The following is a 20,836-nucleotide window of genomic DNA, read 5'->3' as shown; positions in this document are numbered from 1 at the left end:
AGTACCATTCCGCCTATATCGCCCCTGCGCGCCCACTTACCGAATGGCAGTCCCATGAAATTTGAACACCTGATTGAAATCAACGATCCCTTGAATCCGCTGATCGACACCTTGACCCTGGAGCAAGTCTGGCGCGGCCTCGTCTTGCGCGCCGAATCGCCGAAACTGTTCGTGCCCCACCTGGACGAATGCCAGATCAGCGAACGCAGCGACGCCGGTTTCGCGCGCAGCCTGCGCTATGGCGAACTGGTCATCAACGACAAGGTGGTGCTGGTGCCGCAACTGCAGGTGCGTTACGAAGTGCCGGCGCAAAAGGATATCAGCGCCTCTTCGCTGGTGATGACCATCGAGATGCCCGACGAAGCGAGCCTGTGGGTGCGCTTCCAGTACGACGACGGCCACGACGCGGCCACCGATGCGGCCAACGCCCTGTACGACGACTTCCGCCGCTCCGCCTACAAGGAGTCCGACATCGACACCGTGCGCATCATGCGCGAACTGGCGCTCGAAGGGCGGCTCGATGCGGGTTTGCTGAATTAAACTATTCATGTAGAGAGTGTCTGGAAAACGTTCAGGGCTAGGCGCATTGCCGAAGACAGTACGAAAGTACGACTAGGCAATGCAACAACGCCATGGGCGTCTTTCCAGGCGCTCTACGTTCTGGCGCTGCGGCCCCATAGCTGGTCGGGCCGAAACTGCAATCCCGCCTGCTCCGCGCTGAGCACTTCGCGGATGGCGTGCAAGTCCACGCGCGTATCGCGCCGCAGCGGCACGTCCAGGCGCGCGCCACGGGGGCCGATCAGCGATTGCACATGGGGCGTGCTGGCGTTCAAGCCCTTGCGCGTGACGACGCCGATTTCTCCATTCAACAGTTTCACGAAGGTGCCGATGGGATAGATGCCCAGCTCGCGCACCAGCAAGGACGCCAGCGGCGCATCCAGGGTGGCCTTGTCGGCCATCAACATTTCGCGCAGGGCCACGTTCGGCAGCAAGGGCTGGCGGTAGCTGCGCTTCGATACGCGCGCGCAATAGCGGTCGGCCAGCATGATCAGGCGGGCGCCGATGCCGATCGCCTCGCCTTGCGTGCCCAGCGGATAGCCGCTGCCATCGATATTTTCATGGTGCTGCAACACGGCTTGCAGCCAGACGGCGTCCGTCACGCCCGTCGCGCGCAGCAAGTCGACACCGGCTTGCGGATGGGCGCGCAAATAGGCGCGTTCCTGCGCATCCAGCGGCCCCGCCTTGTGCTGGAAATCCGCATGGCGTTCCAGCATGCCCACATTCATGCTCAGCGCGGCCAGCACCACGCTGCGGATCACGCCCTCATCGAGTTTCAGGGCGCGCGCCAGCAAAGCCGTGATGACGGCCGTGTCAACGCTGTGGCGCACGGCAAAGTCGCCCGCGCCCTGGTTGTGCAAGATGCAGGCCAGCGCCACGTCGGCGTCCAGCACGACCGCTTCTTCCACCAGCTGCGCCAGCGCGGCCAGCGGCAGGTGGCTACCCGCTTGCCCGGTGGCAATGGCCGGCAAGACGAGGGCCAGGCCCGCCGTGACGAGGTTCAGCATGCGCAGGGCCGACGGCGCTTCCGTGGCCGTGCGCGGCACGTCGGCACTGGCATCGGCGATGACGCCGCGCGCCAGCAGCAATTCGATCTGGTTCTCGCTGCTGATGACATGGCCCAGCCTGGCCAGCAAGCCGCCCGTTTCGCCGTGCACGTCCCAGGGCAGGGCCACGCCCAGTGCGAGTTCTCCTGCATAAATGCGCCGAATTTTCACATCGTCTCCATCATCGCCTGCACCCGCCTGTTTTTACCATCCTGGCATCAGCGGTATGTACCGATTGAAATGTTTTTTGCTTTTAATCAATATTTCAATGTGGCAGCGATGATCGCGCAATCATGTGAGCTTGTCTACAAAATTATGTAAATCGCAAAGTTGCATTCAAGGGCCAGGGGTGCAGTCGGCGCAGCCGGGCGCGTGTTCCGGGTCTTTTTCCAGGTGCAGCGCCAGTTCGCGCAAGGCCGTGCGCACGCCTTCCTCGATGACGGGGTGGTAGAACGGCATATCGAGCATGGCCGGCACCGTCAGCTGCGCCTGGCACGCCCAGGCCAGCAAATGGCCCAGGTGTTCCGCCCGTGGGCCGATCAGCTCGGCGCCGAGAAAGCGCTTGCTGCCAAATTCCGCATACACGCGCAGCAAGCCCTGGTTTTGCAGCATCACGCGGCTGCGGCCCTGGTTGCCGAACGACACGGCGCCGACGGCGAAACGGCCCGCGTGGCTCACGCACAATTGCTGGTATGTGGCGCCCAGGGTGGCGATCTGCGGCTCCGTGAAGGCGATGGTCAAGGGCGTGCGGCGCAAGCCCGGTTTGACGTCCGGAAAGCGCGCCGCGTTGTCGCCCGCGATGCGGCCCTCGTCGGCCGCTTCGGGCAGCAGCGGCAGCGCATTGTCGGCATCGCCGGCGATGAAGATGGCGCTCTTGCCGCACTGCATGGTGTGCGCATCATGCAGGGGGACACCGTGACGGTCGAGCTCGATTTGCGCCGTTTCCAGGCCGATCTTGTCCACGTTCGGGCGGCGGCCGACGGCGGCCAGCAGATACTCGAACTGCTCGGTTTTTTCCACGCCCGCGGCATCGCGGCTGGTGAGCAGGATGCCCTTGCCGTCGGGCGTTTTTGCCACGTGCGCGACGCCGGTCATGAAGCGGATATCGAGTTCGCGCGCCAGCACGGCGTCCGCCTCGCGCAGCACCAGCGGGTCCGTCAGCTGCGCGACTTTATTGCCGCGCGCAAACAGGGTCACGCGCACGCCCAGCCGCGCCAGTGCCTGGCCCAGTTCCAGGCCGATCACGCCGCTGCCGACCACGGCCACGGAAGCGGGCAAGTCCGTCCACTCGAACACGGCGTCGCTGGTGATGACTCGGTCTCCCGCCGCCTGCCACTCGGGCGGCACGATGGCCGTGGAACCGGTGGCGATCACCACGCTGGCCGCTTCCACCAAGGTATGTTCATCCACCTGCAATGTGCCGGGGGAAATAAAACGCGCATGGCCGCGCAGTTTTTCCTCGTCGGCAATAGCGTTGACGCCGTCGAGCACGAAGCCGACAAAACGGTCGCGCTCGCTGCGCACCCTGGCCATCACTTGCCGGCCATCGATGCGCACGGGCCCCGGATGCACGCCGAAAGCCGGCGCGGCAGCCACGGCATGGGCCGCCTCGGCCGCCGCGATCAAGAGTTTGCTGGGCATGCAGCCCACCCTGGCGCACGTCGTGCCGTACGGCCCGCTTTCTATCATCAGCACGCGCTTGCCCTGCATGCGCGCCGCCCTGTGCGCCGTCATGCCGGCCGTGCCGCTGCCGATCACGGCCACATCCACTCGTATCGTCTTCATGCCGCTGTCCATCCGTTTGAGGTTGCTCACAGCGTTCGATACTACCCGTTTGCTGAAAATAAGGTTTTACTTTGCAGCAATATATGCATTAGTATAACTAATCATTTTCAAAATTTATAAGCTGAGCTAATGGGATCACTCGATTATCGCGCGCTGGCCGTGCTGGACGCCGTCGCCAGCCATGGCAGTTTCGACAAGGCCGCCCTGGCGCTGGGCATCACCCAGTCGGCCGTCTCGCAGCGCATCAAGGCGCTGGAAGACGCCAGCGGGCGCCTCTTGATCATCCGTGGCCAGCCAGCCGTGCCGACGGGCCTGGGCCAGCGCCTGATCGTGCATCACCGCAACGTCAAGCTAATGGAAGCCTCGCTCGACATCGACCTGGGCAACAGCGTCAGCATGCCGGAAATCGCCATCGCCATCGATGCCGACAGCCTGGCCACGTGGTTCCCCGACACGTTATCAGCCCTGCTGGCGCCGCCGCGCTGCCAGCTCGACGTGCGCCTGGCCGACAGCGACAGCGCCTTGCAGATGGTGCGCGACGGCTCCGTGTTCGGCTGCGTGGCGGCCGAGTCCGGCACAGCGATCGACGCGGCGGCCGCCACCAGCGTCACGCCGCTGGGCACCTTGCGCTATGTCTGCGTAGCCACGCCCGTGTTCGCGGGCCACTGGTTCGGCGACGGCTTTATTGCCGAAGCGGTGCAACTGGCGCCGGCCGTCGTGGGCCAGCACGGCTTGCTGGCGCGTTTCCTCGCGGAACAATTGAACATGCGTGAACCGTTTCCGCACCACACCTTGCCGGTGGAAGCGGCGCGGCGCGGCTGCGTCCAGGATGGCCTGGCCTATGGCTTGATGCCGCAGCGCCTGGCCGCGCAAGCGCTGGCGACGGACCGTCTCGTCGATCTGATGCCGGGCAGCACCCTGGACGTACCGCTGAGCTGGCACGCCTGGACCCTGGACACGCCGTTTACCAAGCTGCTGTCCGAGCAGATCGTCAAGTCCGCGCGCGACTATCTGAACTAATGCAGTGAATTAATTTAAATATCGAGCGGGTCCACTTCCAGCGACCATTTCACGCGCGTCTTCATGGCGCGCAATTCCGTCAGCCATTCTTTTAAAAACGCCTGCAGCGCGGGCCGCGAGGCGGACTCGAGCAGCAGCTGGGCGCGGTCCACGTTGTAGACGCGCGTCATGCTCATGGGAATTGGGTCGTTGATGGTCACCTGCGGGTGTTCCATGCACTCCTTGGCCGCCTGCAGGAACTCGATGGCCGTGGCCAGCTCGGGTGCTTCCGCGCGCAGCAGGGCCTGGAACAGGTACGGCGGCAGCGCCGCCTGCGCCCGCTCTTCCAGCAAGGTGGTGGCGAAGTGATCGTAATCGTGGTTGACGACGGCGTCGTACAGCGGATGGCGCGCATAGCGCGTCTGGATCAGCACTTCGGAAACGCTGCCCCCCTCCGTCTGCGCGGCGCGCCCGGCGCGGCCCGCCACCTGCATCAGCTGGGCGAACAGGCGCTCGCTGGCCCGGTAATCCTGGGAAAACAGGGCCGTGTCCGGATTCAAAATGCCGACCAGGGTCAGCTTTTTGAAATCGTGGCCCTTGGCCACCATCTGCGTGCCGATCAGGATATCCACTTCGCCCCGGTGCACGGTGTCGAACGCTTCCTGGGCGCTGCCCTTCTTGCGCGTGGAATCGGCATCGATGCGCAAGATCCGCGCCTCTGGAAACAATTGCTGCAAGCCCTCTTCCACCCGCTGCGTGCCCCGTCCCAGCGGCTGCAGGTCGACGTTGCCGCACGTGGGGCAATGGCGGGGAATGCGCAGTTCCAGGCTGCAATGGTGGCAGCGCAGCCGGTGTTCGGGCTTGTGCAGCACCATGAACGAGGTGCAGCGCGTGCAATTGCTGATCCAGCCGCACGATTCGCAGCAGATCACGGGCGAATAGCCGCGCCGGTTCAAGAACAGCAGCGACTGTTCCCCGCGCTCCATGCGCAGTTTCAAGGCGGCTACCAAATGCGAAGTCAGGCCATCTTTCGGCCGGTCGCGTTCCATGTCGAGAATCTTGACGCGCGGCAACACTGCATTCTTGACGGCCCGTTCGCGCAACTCCAGCTTGCGGTAGCGCCCCGTCTGTGCATGGTGCCAGCTTTCCAGCGACGGCGTGGCCGAACCGAGCACGATGGGTATCTGCAATTGCCAGGCGCGCCACACGGCCAGGTCGCGCGCGGAATAGCGCAAGCCTTCCTGCTGCTTGTAGGAAGGATCGTGCTCTTCATCGATGACGATCAGTTTCAGTTTCGGCAACGACGCCAGGATGGCCAATCGCGTACCGAGCACGATGCGCGCCTGGCCTTGGTGCGCGGCCAGCCAGTGCAGCATGCGCTCGCCTTCGGACAGGCTGCTGTGCAGGGTCGCCAGCATGACGCCGGGAAAGCGCGCGCGGATATTGCCTTCCAGCTGGGGCGTCAGGTTGATTTCCGGCACCAGGATCAGGATTTGCGCATCGTCCTCGCGCGCCAGCACCTGGGCGCACGCTTGCAGATACACTTCCGTCTTGCCGCTGCCCGTCACGCCGTACAGCAGGGTCGGTTTAAAGCCTTGCGCGCCGCCGATGGCGTCGGCCGCCTCTTGCTGGGCAGGATTCAGGGCCGGCATGTTCAGGGGCGTGCCGTCGTGTGCGTCGGCCAGCTTGCCCAGCTTCTTGATGGCGCGGTCGAGCGCCACGGTGGTGAGCACGCGCAAATTCTTCGGCAGGCCCGGCAGCGCCACTTCACCGAGCGGACGCTGGTAGTAATCGGCGGCAAAGGCGGCCAGCGCCAGCCATTGCTCCGACAGGGGTGCCAGCTGGCTGCGCACGGCCAGCACGTCCTTCAATTTCGCGGCGGGCACGTCGGTGCTGTCGGACACGCCGACGATCAGCCCCATCACTTCGCGCCGGCCGAACGGCACCAGCGCCAGTTGCCCCACTTGCGGCAGAGGCACGGCAGCGTCCGCATCCGCCGCCGCGTTCCAGCGGTAGTCGAACAGGGCGTTCAAGGGCGTGTCGAGCGCGATGTTCAGGATGCACGACGTCAAAATGCACTGCGACATGGGGGTAGGGCCTATCTCAATAAAAAAGCGCGCCGCAGAATCGATGGCGCGCGGGATGTCCGGCATCAAGCCAGCGGGCCATGATACTTGTTTCGCCCCTCAAACGCCTAACGGCAGGCAGGATGGTGTGGCATCCTGCCTGAAGAAAATTCTGTGGATAACTTTGTGGACAAAGCAAAATTAACTTTCAGAAAAATGTGGACAGAAAATTTCGATCGCCGTCAAGAGCGGCACGCAAGAAAAATTAAGTATTTAAAATCAACGACTTAAAAATTGACGCCCGGGAGGCTGGAAAACCGCAGGGCATTTCCGCCGCTGTGCATAACTGAACCATTTGTAATTTATTTATACAGAAATCAGCCCGCTTTTGCGGCGGCCGATCCGGAAAACCGGCGGCGGCATGCTGCAAAGTTGACAATTGCCGGGCAAGCGTTCGTTTTTACCTGCCGGGCGACGAAACATTGTTCAATTATCATGCAGTGCAACATGCACTTCAGGTGAAACCTGAACATCGGCGCTAAGTATCGGTTAACAAAATACTTTTCAATTTTATCCACAGAATCTGTTGATAACTTTGTGGACAATGAAGGAATAAGGCAGGCGAACGAAAGAATAACCTTATCAATAGCAACAAAGTCCGCCGAACAAGGCTTTTTTTATGTCTTAATAATCAAGTACTTGCAGAGCATCCCCGGGCATGGCTTTTCGACTGCCTCTTATTTCCGCAGCAAAAAAAATTGTGCATAAGTCGGTATTTCTTGCGAAGGCGCAGCAAAGAAAAAGGCAGGCTTCCGCTGGAAAGCCTGCCTTTCTGCCCCTGCGCCAGGGGAAAACGGCTACTTACTGGCCGCTGCGCATGGCGCGGCTCATGCTGTGCACGGCTTCCACCATGGCTGCCACCGATTCCGGCGGCGTGAACTGGGAAATACCGTGGCCCAGGTTGAACACGTGGCCCGTGCCTTCCGACGGCGCGCCGAAGGCGTTGAGCACTTTCGCCACTTCGGCGCGGATCTGCTCGGGGCTGGCGAACAGGATGGCCGGGTCCAGATTGCCCTGCAAGCCCACTTTATGGCCCACCAGCTGGCGCGCGCGCGTCAGGTTGACGGTCCAGTCCAGGCCCACGGCATCGGCGCCGATGTCGGCGATCTGCTCGATCCACTGGCCGCCGCCCTTGGTAAACACGATGGCAGGGATTTTCACGCCATCCTTGTCGCGTTTCAATTGCGCCACCACTTGCTGCATATAGGCCAGCGAGAATTCCTGGTAGGCGCCATCGGCCAGCGCACCGCCCCAGGAATCGAAAATCATCACGGCTTGCGCGCCGGCATCAATTTGCGCATTCAGGTACTGCGCCACGGAAGTGGCGTTGATGGCCAGGATGTGGTGCATCAGGTCCGGGCGGTTGTACAGCATCTTCTTGATGGTATGGAACTCTTTCGAGCCGCCGCCTTCCACCATGTAGCACGCCAGGGTCCACGGGCTGCCGGAAAAACCGATCAGCGGCACGCGGCCGTTGAGTTCCGTGCGGATTTGCGTGACGGCCTTGAAGACGTAGTCGAGCGATTCCAGATCCGGCACTTGCAATGCCTTCACGTCCTGTTCCGTGCGCAGCGGGCGCTCGAACTTCGGGCCTTCGCCATCGGCGAAATACAGGCCCAGGCCCATGGCGTCAGGCACCGTCAGGATGTCGGAAAACAGGATCGCCGCGTCGAGCGGGAAACGCTCCAGGGGCTGCAAGGTCACTTCCGTGGCGTAATCGGGATTCTTTGCCAGGCCCAGGAAGGAACCGGCCCGCTCGCGCGTGGCGCGGTATTCGGGCAAATAGCGGCCCGCCTGGCGCATCAGCCAGACTGGGGTGTGCTCGGTCGGCTGGCGCAGCAGGGCGCGCAGGAAAGTATCGTTCTGGAGCGGAGCAAATTGTGGCATGGAAGGCAATCAATAGCTTGGAGAAGCGGTATTATCGCATCCAATCGCCGCCATTTCATTGATTCCGGTGCCGCTTTGCAGCATTTGCCACGCACAGCGATGACTTTCGTTGTGCCAGCCCTTCCATTATGATGATGCACGCCGCCGCGCGCCTTGACCCTGCCTGGCGGCCCTTGATCCCCTCACTATACGGAGCCCGCATGACCTCGACCGCATCCAGCACCCCTTATGGCATCTGGCCATCGCCGATCAGCGCGGCCATCGTCGCCGCCGGCGCCTCGCCGCTGACGCAGCTGGCCCTGGGCGGTGCGGATGGCGGCGACGTGTTCTGGCTGGCCGGGCGCGCCAGCGAGGCGGGCCGCAACACCCTGCTGCGCCAGCGCGGCGCGCGCGTCGATGAATTGACGCCGGCACCCTTCAATGTGCGCACCCGCGTGCATGAATATGGCGGCGGCGCGTATGCCGTGGCCGGCGATACCGTCTACTTTTCGCATTTCGCCGACAATTGCCTGTACCGCGTGAGCGGCGACACCGCGCCCGCAGCGTTCACCACCGGCGGCAACACGCGCCATGCGGATTTCGTCGTCGATGCGGCCCGTTCCCGCCTGATCGCCGTGCGCGAACAGCATCCGCAGGAAGGCCATGCCCTGCCGGAAAACAGCCTGGCCGCCGTCGGCTTCGACGGGCGCGAAACGGTGCTGGCGCGCGGCCACGATTTCTATGCGGCGCCGCGTTTGTCGCCGGACGGCAGCCAGCTGGCCTGGATCAGCTGGGACCACCCGCGCCTGCCGTGGCAAGGCACGGAACTGTGGCTGGCCGACGTGCAGGCAGATGGCAGCCTCGGCTCGCCGCGCCTGATCGCCGGCGGCGCGCGCGAGTCGATTTGCCAACCGGAATGGTCGCCGAACGGCTTGCTGCACTTCGTGTCCGACAGCAGCGGCTGGTGGAATCTGTACCGCCTGCACGGCGCCGACATCGAGGCGCTGTGCCCGATGGAAGCGGAATTTGCCACGCCGCACTGGACCTTCGGCGGCAGCATGTATGGTTTCCTGTCCGACGACGAGATCGTCTGCACGTATATCCAGGCCGGCATCAGCTACCTGGCGCAATTGAACGTGGCGGCGGCCAAGCTGGAGCCGATACCGCACCCGTACCAGGAAATCCGCGAGCTGCGCGTGGGCCCCGGCTTCGTCGCGCTGCTGGGCGGCAGCCCCACCATTGCGCTGGAACTGGCGCGCATCGATTTGGCCAACCATGAACTGGAAGTACTGGCACAGTCGATCACGGCCCTGCCTGCGCTCGGTTACCTGTCCGTGCCGCGCAGCTTGAGCTATCCGAGCAACAATGGCCGCACGGCGCACGCCTTCTTTTATGCGCCCACGAATGGCGACGTGCAGGCGCCGGCAGGAACGTTGCCACCCGTCATCGTCATCAGCCACGGCGGCCCCACCAGCATGGCCAGCAATACCTTGAAACTGGCGACGCAGTACTGGACCAGCCGCGGCATCGGCGTGCTCGACGTCAACTATGGCGGCAGCAGCGGCTTCGGCCGCGAATACCGCGACGCGCTGCGCGGGCAGTGGGGCATCGTCGACGTGGAAGACTGCATCGCCGGCGCGCGCTACCTGGCCGCCAACGGCCTGGCCGACCCGGAACGCCTGATCATCCGCGGCGGCAGCGCCGGCGGCCTGACGACCCTGTGCGCATTGACGTTCCACGACGTCTTCAAGGCGGGCGCCAGTTACTACGGCGTATCCGACCTGAAGGGCCTGGACAACGATTCGCACAAGTTCGAATCACGCTACACCGACTACCTGATCGCTTCGCAGCCGCAAGCCGAGGCGCTGTACCGCGAGCGCTCGCCCATCCACCACACGGATAAATTGTCGCGCCCGATGATCTTCTTCCAGGGCCTCGACGACAAGGTGGTGCCGCCGCAGCAGTCGCAGCTGATGGTCGACGCCCTGCAGGCGCGCGGCGTGCCCGTCGCGTATGTCCCGCTCGAAGGCGAGGGCCACGGCTTCCGCAAGGCGGAAAACATCGTGCGCACCCTGGACGCGGAACTGTATTTCTACCAGCGCGTGTTCGGCCTGCCCGTGGCGGCCGGCGAGCCTCCCGTGCATATCGCCAATTTACCCGCATGACCCAGCAAAATGTCGACCAGCATCTGTTGGACGAGTTCGCCGCACTGGAGCAGCACGAGCAGATGATCCTGGCCTTGCTGGCGATCACGGGCGAACCGGTGGGCAAGCATGCCGTGTACGAACACTTGCAGCGCGCCAATGTCGTCGAACCGGACGGCACGCCGTTTTCCCTGCTGGTAGTGACGAACATGCTGCTGCGGCTGACGCGCCTGGCGCTGGCGTCGGAAATCGTGGGACGGGGCTTTGCCTGCGAAGCGAGGCTGCGCTGGCCCGCCATGCGCACCGCCATCGAACACCTGGTGTTTCGCGACCTGTGCCAGGCCATCGAGCTGATCAATCCCGTGCGCCGCAACTGGGATGGCTATGTGGAGCTGCGCAGCTACCGGCAAGGCGTGGCCCGCCTGCGCATCGCCCTGCTGCGCAATGACGAGGTACGCCACGTGGCCGCCATCCTGGCCGCCTGCATGGCGTGCTATGAAGCGCAGCAGCTGCATCCGCTGATCGAAATCTTCGGCCGGCCGTTCGAGCCGGAGATGTTGTCTTTCGTCATGCCGCAACTGCAGGATGACATCCTCGCCGTGCTGCTGGGCAATGCGCCGCGCGAGCCGGGCACGGCGCACGCCATCCGCGCGTACGCGCGCGCCCACCACGCGCGCCAGGCGGCGGCCGGCGACCATATCGGCGCCGCCCTGCCGCTGGCCCTGGCCGAAGACGCCCTGCTGTGCGGCGAACTCGACGCGGCTGCGCGCTACCTGGCAGACCAGCAGGGCCCGCAGGTGCTGTTTCTCGACAGCAGCATCGCCCTGTTGCGCGGCGAACATGCGCACGCCGTGGCGGGCTTCGAGACGGCCTTGAAGGGCTTGCGCAAGGAAACAGGCAAGCGCAAGCTGTGCTTCACGGGCATCGGCGGCCACTTGTACGTGCTGGCCTTGCTGCGCAGCAACGACGCCAAGCTGCTGAAAAGCGCGGAAACTTACCTCGATATCGCCCTGCATGCGCAGCCGAACCACGACAGCATCGTCTACCAGCAACTCAATACCCTGCGCCTGGTGCGCGCCGGCGTGCAGCTGGCGGAAAGTATCCCCACGCGCAGCTGGGAAACGGCACTGCAGGCGCAACTGTTCCAAGCCTTGTTGTACTACTGGCTGGCCTTACCGCAGTTGAGCGAACGCAAGGATCAGCTGCGGTCGCTGGTGCAGCAAGCGGACGCGGCCGGCTACGACCTGATCGCGGCGCAGGCGGCCGGCTTGCTGGGCTTGATGGGCGAGCCGCAGCAGGAGCGCTATGCGACGGCCAAGCGGGCGCAACATGGCTTGACGGACATGGCGCCGTGGTTCGAGCGCCAGGAAGCGTGGCAGCGCCAGCTGAGCGCGCTGATCAACCTGCAACAGAACGCGCCCGCCGAAGCGCTGGGCGGCGTCTCGCGCCTCGTGTGGCTGGTGGCGTTCGACCCGCGCTTTGGCCTCACGGCCGTGGAAGTGCGCGAGCAGAAGCGCGACGCGCGGGGCGGCTGGAGCAAGGGCCGCGCCATGGGCCTCAAACGCCTGGCCGAGGAGGCGGGCGACATCGATTTCCTCACGCCGCAGGATGCGCGCGCGGCGGGCAGCATCGCGCCTTTTAAACAATATTATTCGTCGGCGCCCCGCTATGAAGTCGAGCTGGACAAGGCAGCCGTCTTGCTGGTGGGCCACCCGCTCGTCTTCTGGCTCGATCACCCCGACACGCGCGTGGAGCTGATCGCCGGCGCGCCCGAGCTCCTCATCAAATCGCACGAGGGACAACTGTGGCTGGGCATGCAGCCGCCATTGCCCGACAACGGCAGCAATGTCGTGGTGCAGCGCGAGACGCCGACGCGTTTGCGCGTGGTGCACATCCTCGACGAACACCGGCGCATCGGCGCCATCGTGGGCCTGGGCCTGTCCGTGCCCCTGCATGCGGAAAAACAGGTGATGCAGGCCATCGGCGCCATCTCGTCCATGGTCACCGTGCAATCGGACATCGGCGGCGGCGCGGGCGATGCGGAAGCGATCACGGCCGACCACCGCCTGCACGTGCACCTGCTGCCCTACCAGCAGGGTCTGAAAATGCAGATTCTGGTGCGCCCCCTGCTCGACAACGGCGCCTATTACGCGCCGGGCAGCGGCGCCGAAAGCGTGTTTGCCGATGTGGCGGGCCGGGCCGTGCAAGCGCGGCGCGACTTGAACGGGGAACGCGAAGCGCAGCGCCAGCTCATCGGTCGCTGCCTGGTGCTGGAAGAGGCGGAAGAAGAGCATGGCGAGTGGCTGCTGGGCCAGCCTGCCCTGGGCTTGCAATTGCTGGTGGAGCTGCAGGCGCTGAACCCGGACGGCATGGTGCTGGCCTGGCCCGAAGGCGAAACCATGCGCGTGTCGAAACGCATCGACAGCGGCCAGATGCGCCTGAATATCAAGAGCGAAAAAGACTGGTTTGCCGCCAGCGGCGAAGTGCAGATCGACGAAGACAAGGTGATGGATTTGCGCGCCCTGCTGGACTTGATGCAGAACAATAAAAGCCGCTTCGTGGCCCTGGGCGACAACCAGTTCCTCGCCCTCAGCGACGAATTGCACCGCCGCCTGTCCGAGCTGGCCGCGTATGGCGAAGCGCATGCCGATGGCGTGCACATCCACCCGCTGGCCGCGTTTGCGCTGGAAGAGCTGGCCAACGATGCGGGCGGCGTGAAGGCCGACAAACTATGGCGCGAACACTTGCTGCGCCTGCGCGCCCTCGACGACTATCAGCCGCAGCTGCCCAGCACCTTGCAGGCGGACTTGCGCGACTACCAGCTGGCCGGTTTTAACTGGCTGGCGCGGCTGGCGCACTGGGGCGTGGGCGCCTGCCTGGCCGACGACATGGGTTTAGGTAAAACCTTGCAGGCGCTGGCGCTGACCCTGGCGCGCGCGCCGCACGGCCCCACTCTCGTCGTCGCCCCCACATCCGTATGCATGAACTGGATCAGCGAGGCGCAGCGCTTCGCGCCCACCTTGAACATCAAGCTGTTCGGCAGCGGCGACCGCGCCGACATGCTGGAAACACTGCAGCCGTTCGACGTGGTGGTGGCCAGCTATGGCTTGCTGCAGCAGGAAGCGGCGCTGTTTGCCGGCGTGCACTGGCATACGATCGTGCTCGACGAAGCACAAGCCATCAAGAACGGCGCCACCAAGCGCTCGCAAGCCGTGATGGCCTTGCAAGGGGACTTCCGCATGGTGGCCAGCGGCACGCCACTGGAAAACCACCTGGGTGAATTGTGGAACCTGTTCCGCTTCATCAACCCCGGTTTGCTGGGCACCCTCGACCAGTTTAATTTGCGCTTCGCCGGTCCCATTGAGAAAGATCAAGACAAGCGGGCAGCGGCCGGCGCGCGCCTGCGGCTGCGCCGCCTGATCGCGCCATTCATCTTGCGCCGCACGAAGACGCAAGTGCTGTCGGAATTGCCGTCGCGCACGGAAATCGTGCTGGAAGTGGAATTGTCGCCGCAGGAAACGGCGCTGTACGAATCCTTGCGCCGCGAAGCACTGGAAAAACTGGCCATGGTGGAAGGGCCGGCGTCGAAAAAAGCCATCCAGATCCTGGCCGAGATCATGAAGCTGCGCCGCGCCTGCTGCAACCCGCAACTGGTGGCGCCCGAGCTGGGCCTGGCCAGCAGCAAGCTGGCGGCGTTCGCCCAGTTGTTGTCGGGCTTGCTGGAAAACCGCCACAAGGTGCTCGTCTTCAGCCAGTTCGTCGACCATTTGACCCTGATCCGCCAGCACCTGGAGCAGCATGGCGTCAGTTACCAGTATCTCGATGGCAGTACGCCCATGCAGGAGCGCAAGCGCCGCGTCGACGCCTTCCAGGCGGGCGAGGGCGACGTTTTCCTGATCAGCCTGAAGGCGGGCGGCATGGGCATCAATTTGACGGCGGCCGACTACGTGATCCACATGGACCCGTGGTGGAACCCCGCCGTGGAAGACCAGGCGTCGGACCGCGCCCACCGCATGGGGCAATTGCGCCCCGTCACCATTTACCGGCTGGTGGCGAAGCACACGATCGAGGAAGGCATCGTCGAATTACATCAACACAAGCGCGACCTGGCCGACAGCCTGCTGGAAGGCAGCGACGCGGCCGCGCGCATGTCGGCCAATGACATGCTGGGCATGCTGCAGGAGGGGTTGAATCAATGAGATTGAAAAAATGAGCGGCGCCACCGCGTTCCATGCGATGATCGTTTTTCCCTGTTTTAATGCCACGCCATGACCGACTATATCGCCACCAGCGCCGGCCAGCGCGCCACCTTTTTATGCGGCAAATCCTGGACCGCCTACGTCAGCACCTTCCTCATCGCCGTGCTGCTGTTTTTTGCCGCCCTGCCGCTGGCCTTCAAGTACAACGCGCGCGCCGCCTTCGTCGTGCTGATCGGCTCGGCCCTGATCGTCGGCTACCGCCTGCTGACCATCCGCAGCTATCAGCTGTACTACGACGAGGCAGGCGTCTGGCTGGCGTCCGGTATCTTGCCGTGGAAAAAGAAACTGACGGGCGTCAAATGGCGCGACATGGATGAAGCCGTCTATGAAACGAACTTCTGGAGCTGGCTGTTCCAGTCCTATACGGTACGAGTCAGCCAGCGCTACACGCAGGAAACGGAAATCCACGCCACCGGCATGGCGCGCGGCAAGGATGCCGTGGCGGCCATCAATGCGCGCCACCAAGAATTGCTGCACGGCAGCGCCATCGTCGTCTAGCGCGGCGCGCTCCCGGCGCAAAAAACTGCGCAGCGGCGGCAATTAATGCTAATCTTTGGGCCGCCCAGGCAAGCAAGGCCAACCTTTCAATAGTTGTTTGTTACTTATATTATCAGTTTATTATTTTCTGATCAGGACAAACAGCAAAATATTCAAGAGATAAACTATGCTGATAAAAAATAAAGTTGCGCTCGCCGCATTGATGATGGCCTTTACCCTGACACCGGCCAGCGCCGCCAAGAAGCCGCAGAAGCAAGGCAAGGCCAGCACCAGCAGCAGCAAGAAAAAAACCGTCGGCAAGAAAGCGGCCGTCGTCAGCGCCGCCACGGCAGCCACGGTAGCGGCCGTCGCCAGCGAGAACAGCAGCGACCGCTCCATGAATAACCTCAGCGGCCAGTTCCTCACGGCCCTGTGGCGCCTGGACCCGGAAAGCGCGATTTCGGTCGGCAAATACGATGGCGCCGCCAACCTGAGCATTCCCGACGCGGCCAGCCGCCAGAAGCAACTGGCCTTCATCGAAGAATGGCTGGGTAAATTCGGCAAGCTGAATGCGAGCAAAATGTCGGACAAGCAACGTACCGACCTGGCCTTGCTGACGAATAAACTGCAATCGGACCGCTGGTATCTGACCACCTTCCGCGAATTCGAATGGAATCCCGCCCAGTACAACGTGGCCGGCTCCATCGACTTCATCCTGAACACGGAATACGCGGCGCAGCCGCAGCGTCTGCGTACCTTGCTCAAGCGCATCGCCACCGTGCCGCAATACTACGCGGCCGCGCGCGCCAGCATCCATCAACCCACGCGCGAACACACGCAGCTGGCCATCGCCCAGAGCGCCGGCGTGCTCAGCGTGCTTGACGACCTGAACAAGACGGCACAGGCGTCCATCCTGACGCCGGTGGAAAAACAGCTGTACACGGCCCGCATCGCCGCGGCCCGCACAGCCGTGCAAGGCTATGCCGCCTGGCTGACGGAACAGGACGCCGCGCTGGCGCAGAACGGCAACGCGCGCTCCTTCCGCATCGGCAAGGAGCTGTATGAACAGAAATTTGCCTACGATATCCAGGCCAGCGTGAGCGCCGAGCAGATGTACCAGAAAGCCCTGGCCGCGCGCGAAAAGCTGCTCGAGCACATGGATAGCCTGTCCGACGAGCTGTGGGTGAAAACCATGGGCGCCACGGCCAAGCCGGCGGACCGCACGGCAAAGATCGGCATGGTGATCGACAAGCTGTCGAGCAACCACGTGGCGCCCGCCGATTTCGTGCCGGAAATCCGCCGCCAGATCCCGGAACTGCAGGAATGGGTGACCAGCCACAACCTGCTAACGATGGACCCGAAAAAACCGCTGGTCGTGCGTGAAACGCCCGCCTACCAGCGCGGCGTGGCTGGCGCCAGCATCGAGGCGCCCGGCCCGTATCGCCCGCAGGACCGCACGTATTACAACGTGACGCCGCTCGATGGCGAAACGCCGGAGCAGGCGGAAAGCAGCTTGCGCGAGTACAACCACTGGATCTTGCAGATCCTGAATATCCACGAAGCCATCCCCGGCCACTACACACAGCTCGTGTACGCCAACAAGTCGCCGTCGCTGGTCAAGTCCATCTTCGGCAACGGCGCCATGATCGAGGGCTGGGCCGTGTATGGCGAGCGCATGATGCTCGAGTCCGGCTATGGCAATAATGCGCCGGAAATGTGGCTGATGTATTCAAAGTGGAACTTGCGCAGCGTCACCAACACCATCCTCGATTACAGCGTCCACGTGCTGGGCATGACGGAAGCACAGGCGCTGGATCTGCTGACGCGCCAGGCCTTCCAGACCCAGCGTGAAGCGACGGAAAAATGGCGCCGCGTGCAGCTGAGCTCGGTACAACTGACCAGCTATTTCAGCGGCTACAGCGAAATCATGGACTTGCGCGAACAGCGCAAACAGGCGCTGGGCAGCAAGTTCGTGCTGAAAGATTTCCACGAGCAATTCCTCAGCTACGGCAGCGCGCCCGTGAAAGTCATCAAGGAATTGATGAATTAACTGGCGCTCGCCGTCAGCTTGCAAAGGGCGCCGCGGCGCCCTTTTTTTTGCCTTTGCATCAGCATTTGCGCCAGCGCAAACCGTCGCGGCCCATAGTCGTTAATCTGCTGTGAAGGCAGGCGCCACCGCACTCCTCACTGGCAATTGCCGATTTTCCTGCTAGGCTGGATACAGGAGCGTCCATGCATATGCCCATCCAGTTCGACACCCTCGATTACGCCAAACGCCTCGCCTCGGCCGGCGTGCCCACCCAGCAGGCGGAAGCGCATGCGACGGCGCTGGGTGAAGTACTGGGTTCGGCCGTGGTCGTGCATGGCGAGCTGGCGGCGATGGAGCGCAATCTGCTGGGGGAAATCAAGCTGGTGGCGCAAAAGGTCGATACCAGAGTGGATGCGCTGGAACTGAAATTCGATACCAGAATAGATGCACTGGAGCAAAAATTCGACGCCCGCCTGGAACGCATGGACTTGCGCCATGGCGCCGACATGAAACACGTGTACTGGATGATGAGCACCCTGATCTTGCTCAACTTGGGCATCCTCAGCAAGCTGATGCTGCAGTAAGCACGCACTCACTTGCGCAACCATGAAAAAGCCGCTGCTCCGGAAGGAGGTCAGCGGCTTTTGCCTGCGTATCTTGCACGTGCCAGCTTGCGTCTAGGACGCTTCTTCCGGCGCTTGCGTGGCCTTGACGAAGATGGGTGCTACCAACAGGCCCAGCTCGAACAACAGGCACATCGGGATGGCCAGCGAGAACTGGCTGACCACGTCCGGCGGCGTGACGATGGCGGCGATCACGAAGGCGCCGACGATGATATAGGGACGCACTTCCTTGAGTTTCGCGATGGAAACGAGCCCCATGCGCACGAGGATCACCACCACCACGGGTACCTCGAAGGTGGCGCCAAAGGCCAGGCACATCGACATGACGAAATCGAGGTAGTTTTCGATATCGGGCGTCACGGCGATCGACGAGGGAGAGAAATCGCTGATGAAGTGGAACACGCGGCCAAACACAAAGAAATAGCAGAAGGCCACGCCGGCCATGAACAGCAGGGACGACGAGATGACCAGCGGCGCGATCAGGCGCTTTTCATGCGTGTACAGGCCGGGGGCGATAAACGCCCACATCTGGTACAGCACCCAGGGCAAGGCGACGATGAAGGCGATCACCAGCGTCACTTTCATCGGCACGAGGAACGGTGAAATGACGCCGGTGGCGATCATTTTCGAGCCGGCCGGCAGCGAGGCGATCATCGGTGCCGCGATAAAATCGTAGATATGCGAAGGCCCAGGCCAGTAAAACAGCACGGCGCAGACGACGGCGATGCCGATCGAGGCCTTGACCAGGCGGTTGCGCAGCTCGACCAGATGCGAGATAAAGGTTTCTTCCACCGGAGATTTGCTACTCATGAGTAAAAGGAGGAGGAACTGGCGCGCGGACGAAAGCGCGCCACGCGGGCGGCCGCCGACTGCACGTGCAGCTTGCCGCCATGGCGCTGCTTGTACCAGCCGGGGATGGCGGAATTGCGCACCAGCTTCTTGCGGCGGAATTCGCGCGCCTTGCGGGCCAGGTCATCGTTGGTGGCGCGCAGCATGGCTTCATGGGCGTCGTGCTGCCCCTCAAACGCACTGGTATCGCCGCGCCAGGCGCTTTCCACCTCGGCCAGGTTGCCGGAGATCGAGTTTTCCACGCCATGCATGGATTTCTCCACGCTTTGCTTGACGGAATGGGCCGCATCCTGCACTTCCTTCTGCAGGTTTTTCAGCTCTTCCATTTCAATTTCGCGCGAGACTTCGGATTTCACCTGGTTCAGATAGCGTTGCGCGCGGCCATACAGGGTACCGGCCATGCGCGCCACTCTCGGCAACTTTTCAGGGCCGATGACTATCAACGCAACCACGCCGATGATGGCGATTTTAGAGAGACCGAGATCGATCATAAGCGGACAAGGGCTGTTACCGGACGAGGCAAGCGCCCCGCCACGCTATCAGAACTTGCTTTTCTCTTTCGTTTCGACGTCGATGGTGCTTTTGTCGGCCACTTGCGATGGCGCAGCAGGAGGGGTATTGGCTGCCGGGGCGTCATCTTCGCCCTTGACGCCATCCTTGAAGCCTTTGACGGCCTTGCCGATATCACCGCCGATATTGCCCAGTTTCTTGGTGCCGAAGACCAGCATCACAATGACCAGAACGATCACCCAGTGCCAAATACTCAATGAACCCATCACATTCTCCTTGCGGGACGGTGCCCGAATAGCGTCGACCAATGCCGGTAGTATACACGCGAACCCGGCGCGCAGCGAAATCAGTGTTGACCGCGCCAAGGGCGGGGACCGCCGTACACATGCATGTGCAGGTGATACACCTCTTGCCCGCCGTTCGGGCCGCTGTTGATCATGGTCTTGAAGCCCCCGGCAGGCGCGCCATCGGCGTCATACGTGACGGCGCAGCCGAACTCGGCAGCAAGCTTCGGCGCCAGACGCAGCAGCTTGCCCAGCATCTCCGTATGGCTGTCATCGCAGTCGGACAGGCTGGCCACGTGGCGCTTCGGGATCAACAGCAGATGCACGGGGGCGGCCGGGTTGATGTCCTTGAAGGCCAGCAAGTCCTCGTCTTCATACACGATGGTCGAGGGAATTTGTTTTGCAGCAATCTTGCAAAAAATACAGTTATCCACGCACGCTCCAATAGATCAATGTTTGTCTGTTTCGCCAGCGTCGCGCAACTCATCCTTGCGTGCCGCCTTTTCTTCCAGGCCGGATAAGCCTTCGCGGCGCGCCAGCTCGTCGAGCACCTGCTGCGGCGTCAGGTCGAACTGCGCCAACATCACCAGACTGTGAAACCACAGGTCGGCGCATTCGTACAAGACCTTCGACGGGTCGTTGTCGCGGCGCGCATCCTTGGCGGCCATCACCGTTTCCGTCGCTTCTTCGCCGATTTTTTTCAGGATGGCGTCATCGCCCTTGGCAAACAGGCGCGCAACATACGACGTGGCGGGGTCGCCGCCGTTGGCCAGCTTGCGCGATTCGATCACGGCGGCCAGGCGTTTTAACGTTTCACTCATTTGCTCTTGCTTTCCGCGTAAATCGTCTCGGGGTCTTTCAGGACGGGGTCGGTAACTTGCCATTCGCCCGTTTTCTCGTCGCCTTCGAATTTCTGGAAGAAGCACGAATGGCGGCCCGTATGGCAAGCGATGCCGCCGGCTTGCTCGATTTTCAGCAAGACCACGTCTTCATCGCAATCGAGGCGGATTTCCAGCACCTTTTGCGTGTGGCCGGATTCTTCGCCCTTGTGCCACAGTTTCTTGCGCGAACGGCTCCAGTACACGGCTTCGCCCAGCTCCACCGTGCGCGCCAGCGCGTCGCGGTTCATCCAGGCGAACATCAGCACGTCATTGCTGCCCGCTTCCTGCGCGATCACGGGCACCAGGCCGTGCTCGTCCCATTTGACCTTTTTCAGCCACTTGGCATTGCTTGCTACGATGGTTCCGTTTTGCATGTTCTGTATCCCGGGTACTATTTTAT

General features: G+C 62.7%; 17 protein-coding genes. 7 read left to right on the top strand and 10 right to left on the bottom strand.

The features are described from left to right. Positions 1 to 54: 54 nt before the first annotated feature. Positions 55 to 540 (top strand): SRPBCC family protein, encoded by a 486-nt coding sequence (locus VPH40_RS27145; protein ID WP_099666092.1) that lies wholly within the window; start codon positions 55 to 57, stop codon positions 538 to 540. A 113-nt stretch (positions 541 to 653) separates the two neighbouring features. Here VPH40_RS27145 and VPH40_RS27140 read toward each other — a convergent pair whose 3' ends face one another. Then, complete coding sequence (locus tag VPH40_RS27140) at positions 654 to 1,775, bottom strand: HD-GYP domain-containing protein (RefSeq protein WP_328574968.1); 1,122 nt, start codon at positions 1,773 to 1,775, stop codon at positions 654 to 656. Between the two features lie 165 nt (positions 1,776 to 1,940). Continuing rightward, positions 1,941 to 3,389: a dihydrolipoyl dehydrogenase gene (locus tag VPH40_RS27135; protein ID WP_099668313.1), complete on the bottom strand. Its 1,449-nt coding sequence runs from the start codon at positions 3,387 to 3,389 to the stop codon at positions 1,941 to 1,943. 129 nt (positions 3,390 to 3,518) lie between these two features. Here VPH40_RS27135 and VPH40_RS27130 point away from each other — a divergent pair, with 129 nt between their 5' ends. Beyond that, on the top strand, positions 3,519 to 4,409 hold the full coding sequence (locus VPH40_RS27130) for an ArgP/LysG family DNA-binding transcriptional regulator (RefSeq protein ID WP_251351549.1): 891 nt from the start codon (positions 3,519 to 3,521) through the stop codon (positions 4,407 to 4,409). 14 nt (positions 4,410 to 4,423) lie between these two features. Here VPH40_RS27130 and VPH40_RS27125 read toward each other — a convergent pair whose 3' ends face one another. Both VPH40_RS27125 and hemE read right to left on the bottom strand, forming a co-directional pair. After that, complete coding sequence (locus tag VPH40_RS27125; protein WP_328574967.1) at positions 4,424 to 6,475, bottom strand: primosomal protein N'; 2,052 nt, start codon at positions 6,473 to 6,475, stop codon at positions 4,424 to 4,426. A gap of 840 nt (positions 6,476 to 7,315) precedes the next feature. Continuing rightward, on the bottom strand, positions 7,316 to 8,401 hold the full coding sequence (gene hemE, locus VPH40_RS27120) for a uroporphyrinogen decarboxylase (protein ID WP_099666089.1): 1,086 nt from the start codon (positions 8,399 to 8,401) through the stop codon (positions 7,316 to 7,318). 200 nt (positions 8,402 to 8,601) lie between these two features. On the opposite strand from hemE, the gene VPH40_RS27115 reads away from it, so the two are divergent. The 5 genes from VPH40_RS27115 to VPH40_RS27095 all read left to right on the top strand — a co-directional run bounded on the left by VPH40_RS27115 (position 8,602) and on the right by VPH40_RS27095 (position 17,873). Then, complete coding sequence (locus VPH40_RS27115; protein ID WP_328574966.1) at positions 8,602 to 10,545, top strand: dipeptidyl-peptidase 5; 1,944 nt, start codon at positions 8,602 to 8,604, stop codon at positions 10,543 to 10,545. Further along, on the top strand, positions 10,542 to 14,723 hold the full coding sequence (locus tag VPH40_RS27110) for a DEAD/DEAH box helicase (RefSeq protein ID WP_328574965.1): 4,182 nt from the start codon (positions 10,542 to 10,544) through the stop codon (positions 14,721 to 14,723). The genes VPH40_RS27115 and VPH40_RS27110 overlap by 4 nt, the downstream gene beginning before the upstream one ends. A gap of 69 nt (positions 14,724 to 14,792) precedes the next feature. Next, a complete protein-coding gene (locus tag VPH40_RS27105) occupies positions 14,793 to 15,281 on the top strand; it encodes a hypothetical protein (protein ID WP_251351544.1) in 489 nt (162 codons plus the stop codon). A 169-nt stretch (positions 15,282 to 15,450) separates the two neighbouring features. After that, positions 15,451 to 17,310, top strand: coding sequence for a DUF885 domain-containing protein (locus VPH40_RS27100; protein ID WP_328575026.1), 1,860 nt, complete (start codon positions 15,451 to 15,453; stop codon positions 17,308 to 17,310). A gap of 182 nt (positions 17,311 to 17,492) precedes the next feature. After that, positions 17,493 to 17,873 carry a hypothetical protein gene (locus tag VPH40_RS27095; RefSeq protein ID WP_099666085.1) on the top strand — a complete coding sequence of 127 codons (381 nt, stop codon included), beginning with the start codon at positions 17,493 to 17,495 and terminating at the stop codon, positions 17,871 to 17,873. Positions 17,874 to 17,966: 93 nt separating this feature from the next. Here VPH40_RS27095 and tatC read toward each other — a convergent pair whose 3' ends face one another. From tatC to hisI, 6 genes are all read right to left on the bottom strand, one after another. Further along, positions 17,967 to 18,722: a twin-arginine translocase subunit TatC gene (gene tatC, locus VPH40_RS27090; protein WP_035823092.1), complete on the bottom strand. Its 756-nt coding sequence runs from the start codon at positions 18,720 to 18,722 to the stop codon at positions 17,967 to 17,969. Beyond that, a complete protein-coding gene (gene tatB, locus VPH40_RS27085) occupies positions 18,719 to 19,252 on the bottom strand; it encodes a Sec-independent protein translocase protein TatB (RefSeq protein ID WP_328574964.1) in 534 nt (177 codons plus the stop codon). Before tatB ends, tatC begins: the two co-directional genes overlap by 4 nt. Before the next feature lie 48 nt (positions 19,253 to 19,300). Continuing rightward, positions 19,301 to 19,537, bottom strand: a complete 237-nt coding sequence (gene tatA / locus VPH40_RS27080) for a Sec-independent protein translocase subunit TatA (RefSeq protein ID WP_034780931.1) — start codon at positions 19,535 to 19,537, stop codon at positions 19,301 to 19,303. 80 nt (positions 19,538 to 19,617) lie between these two features. After that, the gene (locus VPH40_RS27075; RefSeq protein WP_099666083.1) at positions 19,618 to 19,989 is read right to left on the bottom strand and encodes a histidine triad nucleotide-binding protein; all 372 of its coding nucleotides are present in this window, start codon (positions 19,987 to 19,989) and stop codon (positions 19,618 to 19,620) included. Positions 19,990 to 20,004: 15 nt separating this feature from the next. Next, positions 20,005 to 20,376, bottom strand: a complete 372-nt coding sequence (locus tag VPH40_RS27070) for a phosphoribosyl-ATP diphosphatase (protein WP_034753849.1) — start codon at positions 20,374 to 20,376, stop codon at positions 20,005 to 20,007. After that, positions 20,373 to 20,810, bottom strand: a complete 438-nt coding sequence (gene hisI, locus VPH40_RS27065; RefSeq protein WP_034753847.1) for a phosphoribosyl-AMP cyclohydrolase — start codon at positions 20,808 to 20,810, stop codon at positions 20,373 to 20,375. The genes VPH40_RS27070 and hisI overlap by 4 nt, the downstream gene beginning before the upstream one ends. Between the last annotated feature and the right edge of the window lie 26 nt (positions 20,811 to 20,836).

It is taken from the genome of Janthinobacterium sp. P210005 (genome assembly GCF_036231865.1).
GTDB classification, from domain to species: Bacteria; Pseudomonadota; Gammaproteobacteria; order Burkholderiales; family Burkholderiaceae_D; genus Janthinobacterium; species Janthinobacterium kumbetense.
Note: the sequence above shows the minus strand (reverse complement) of the source record. Positions and strands in the feature narration are given on the sequence as shown.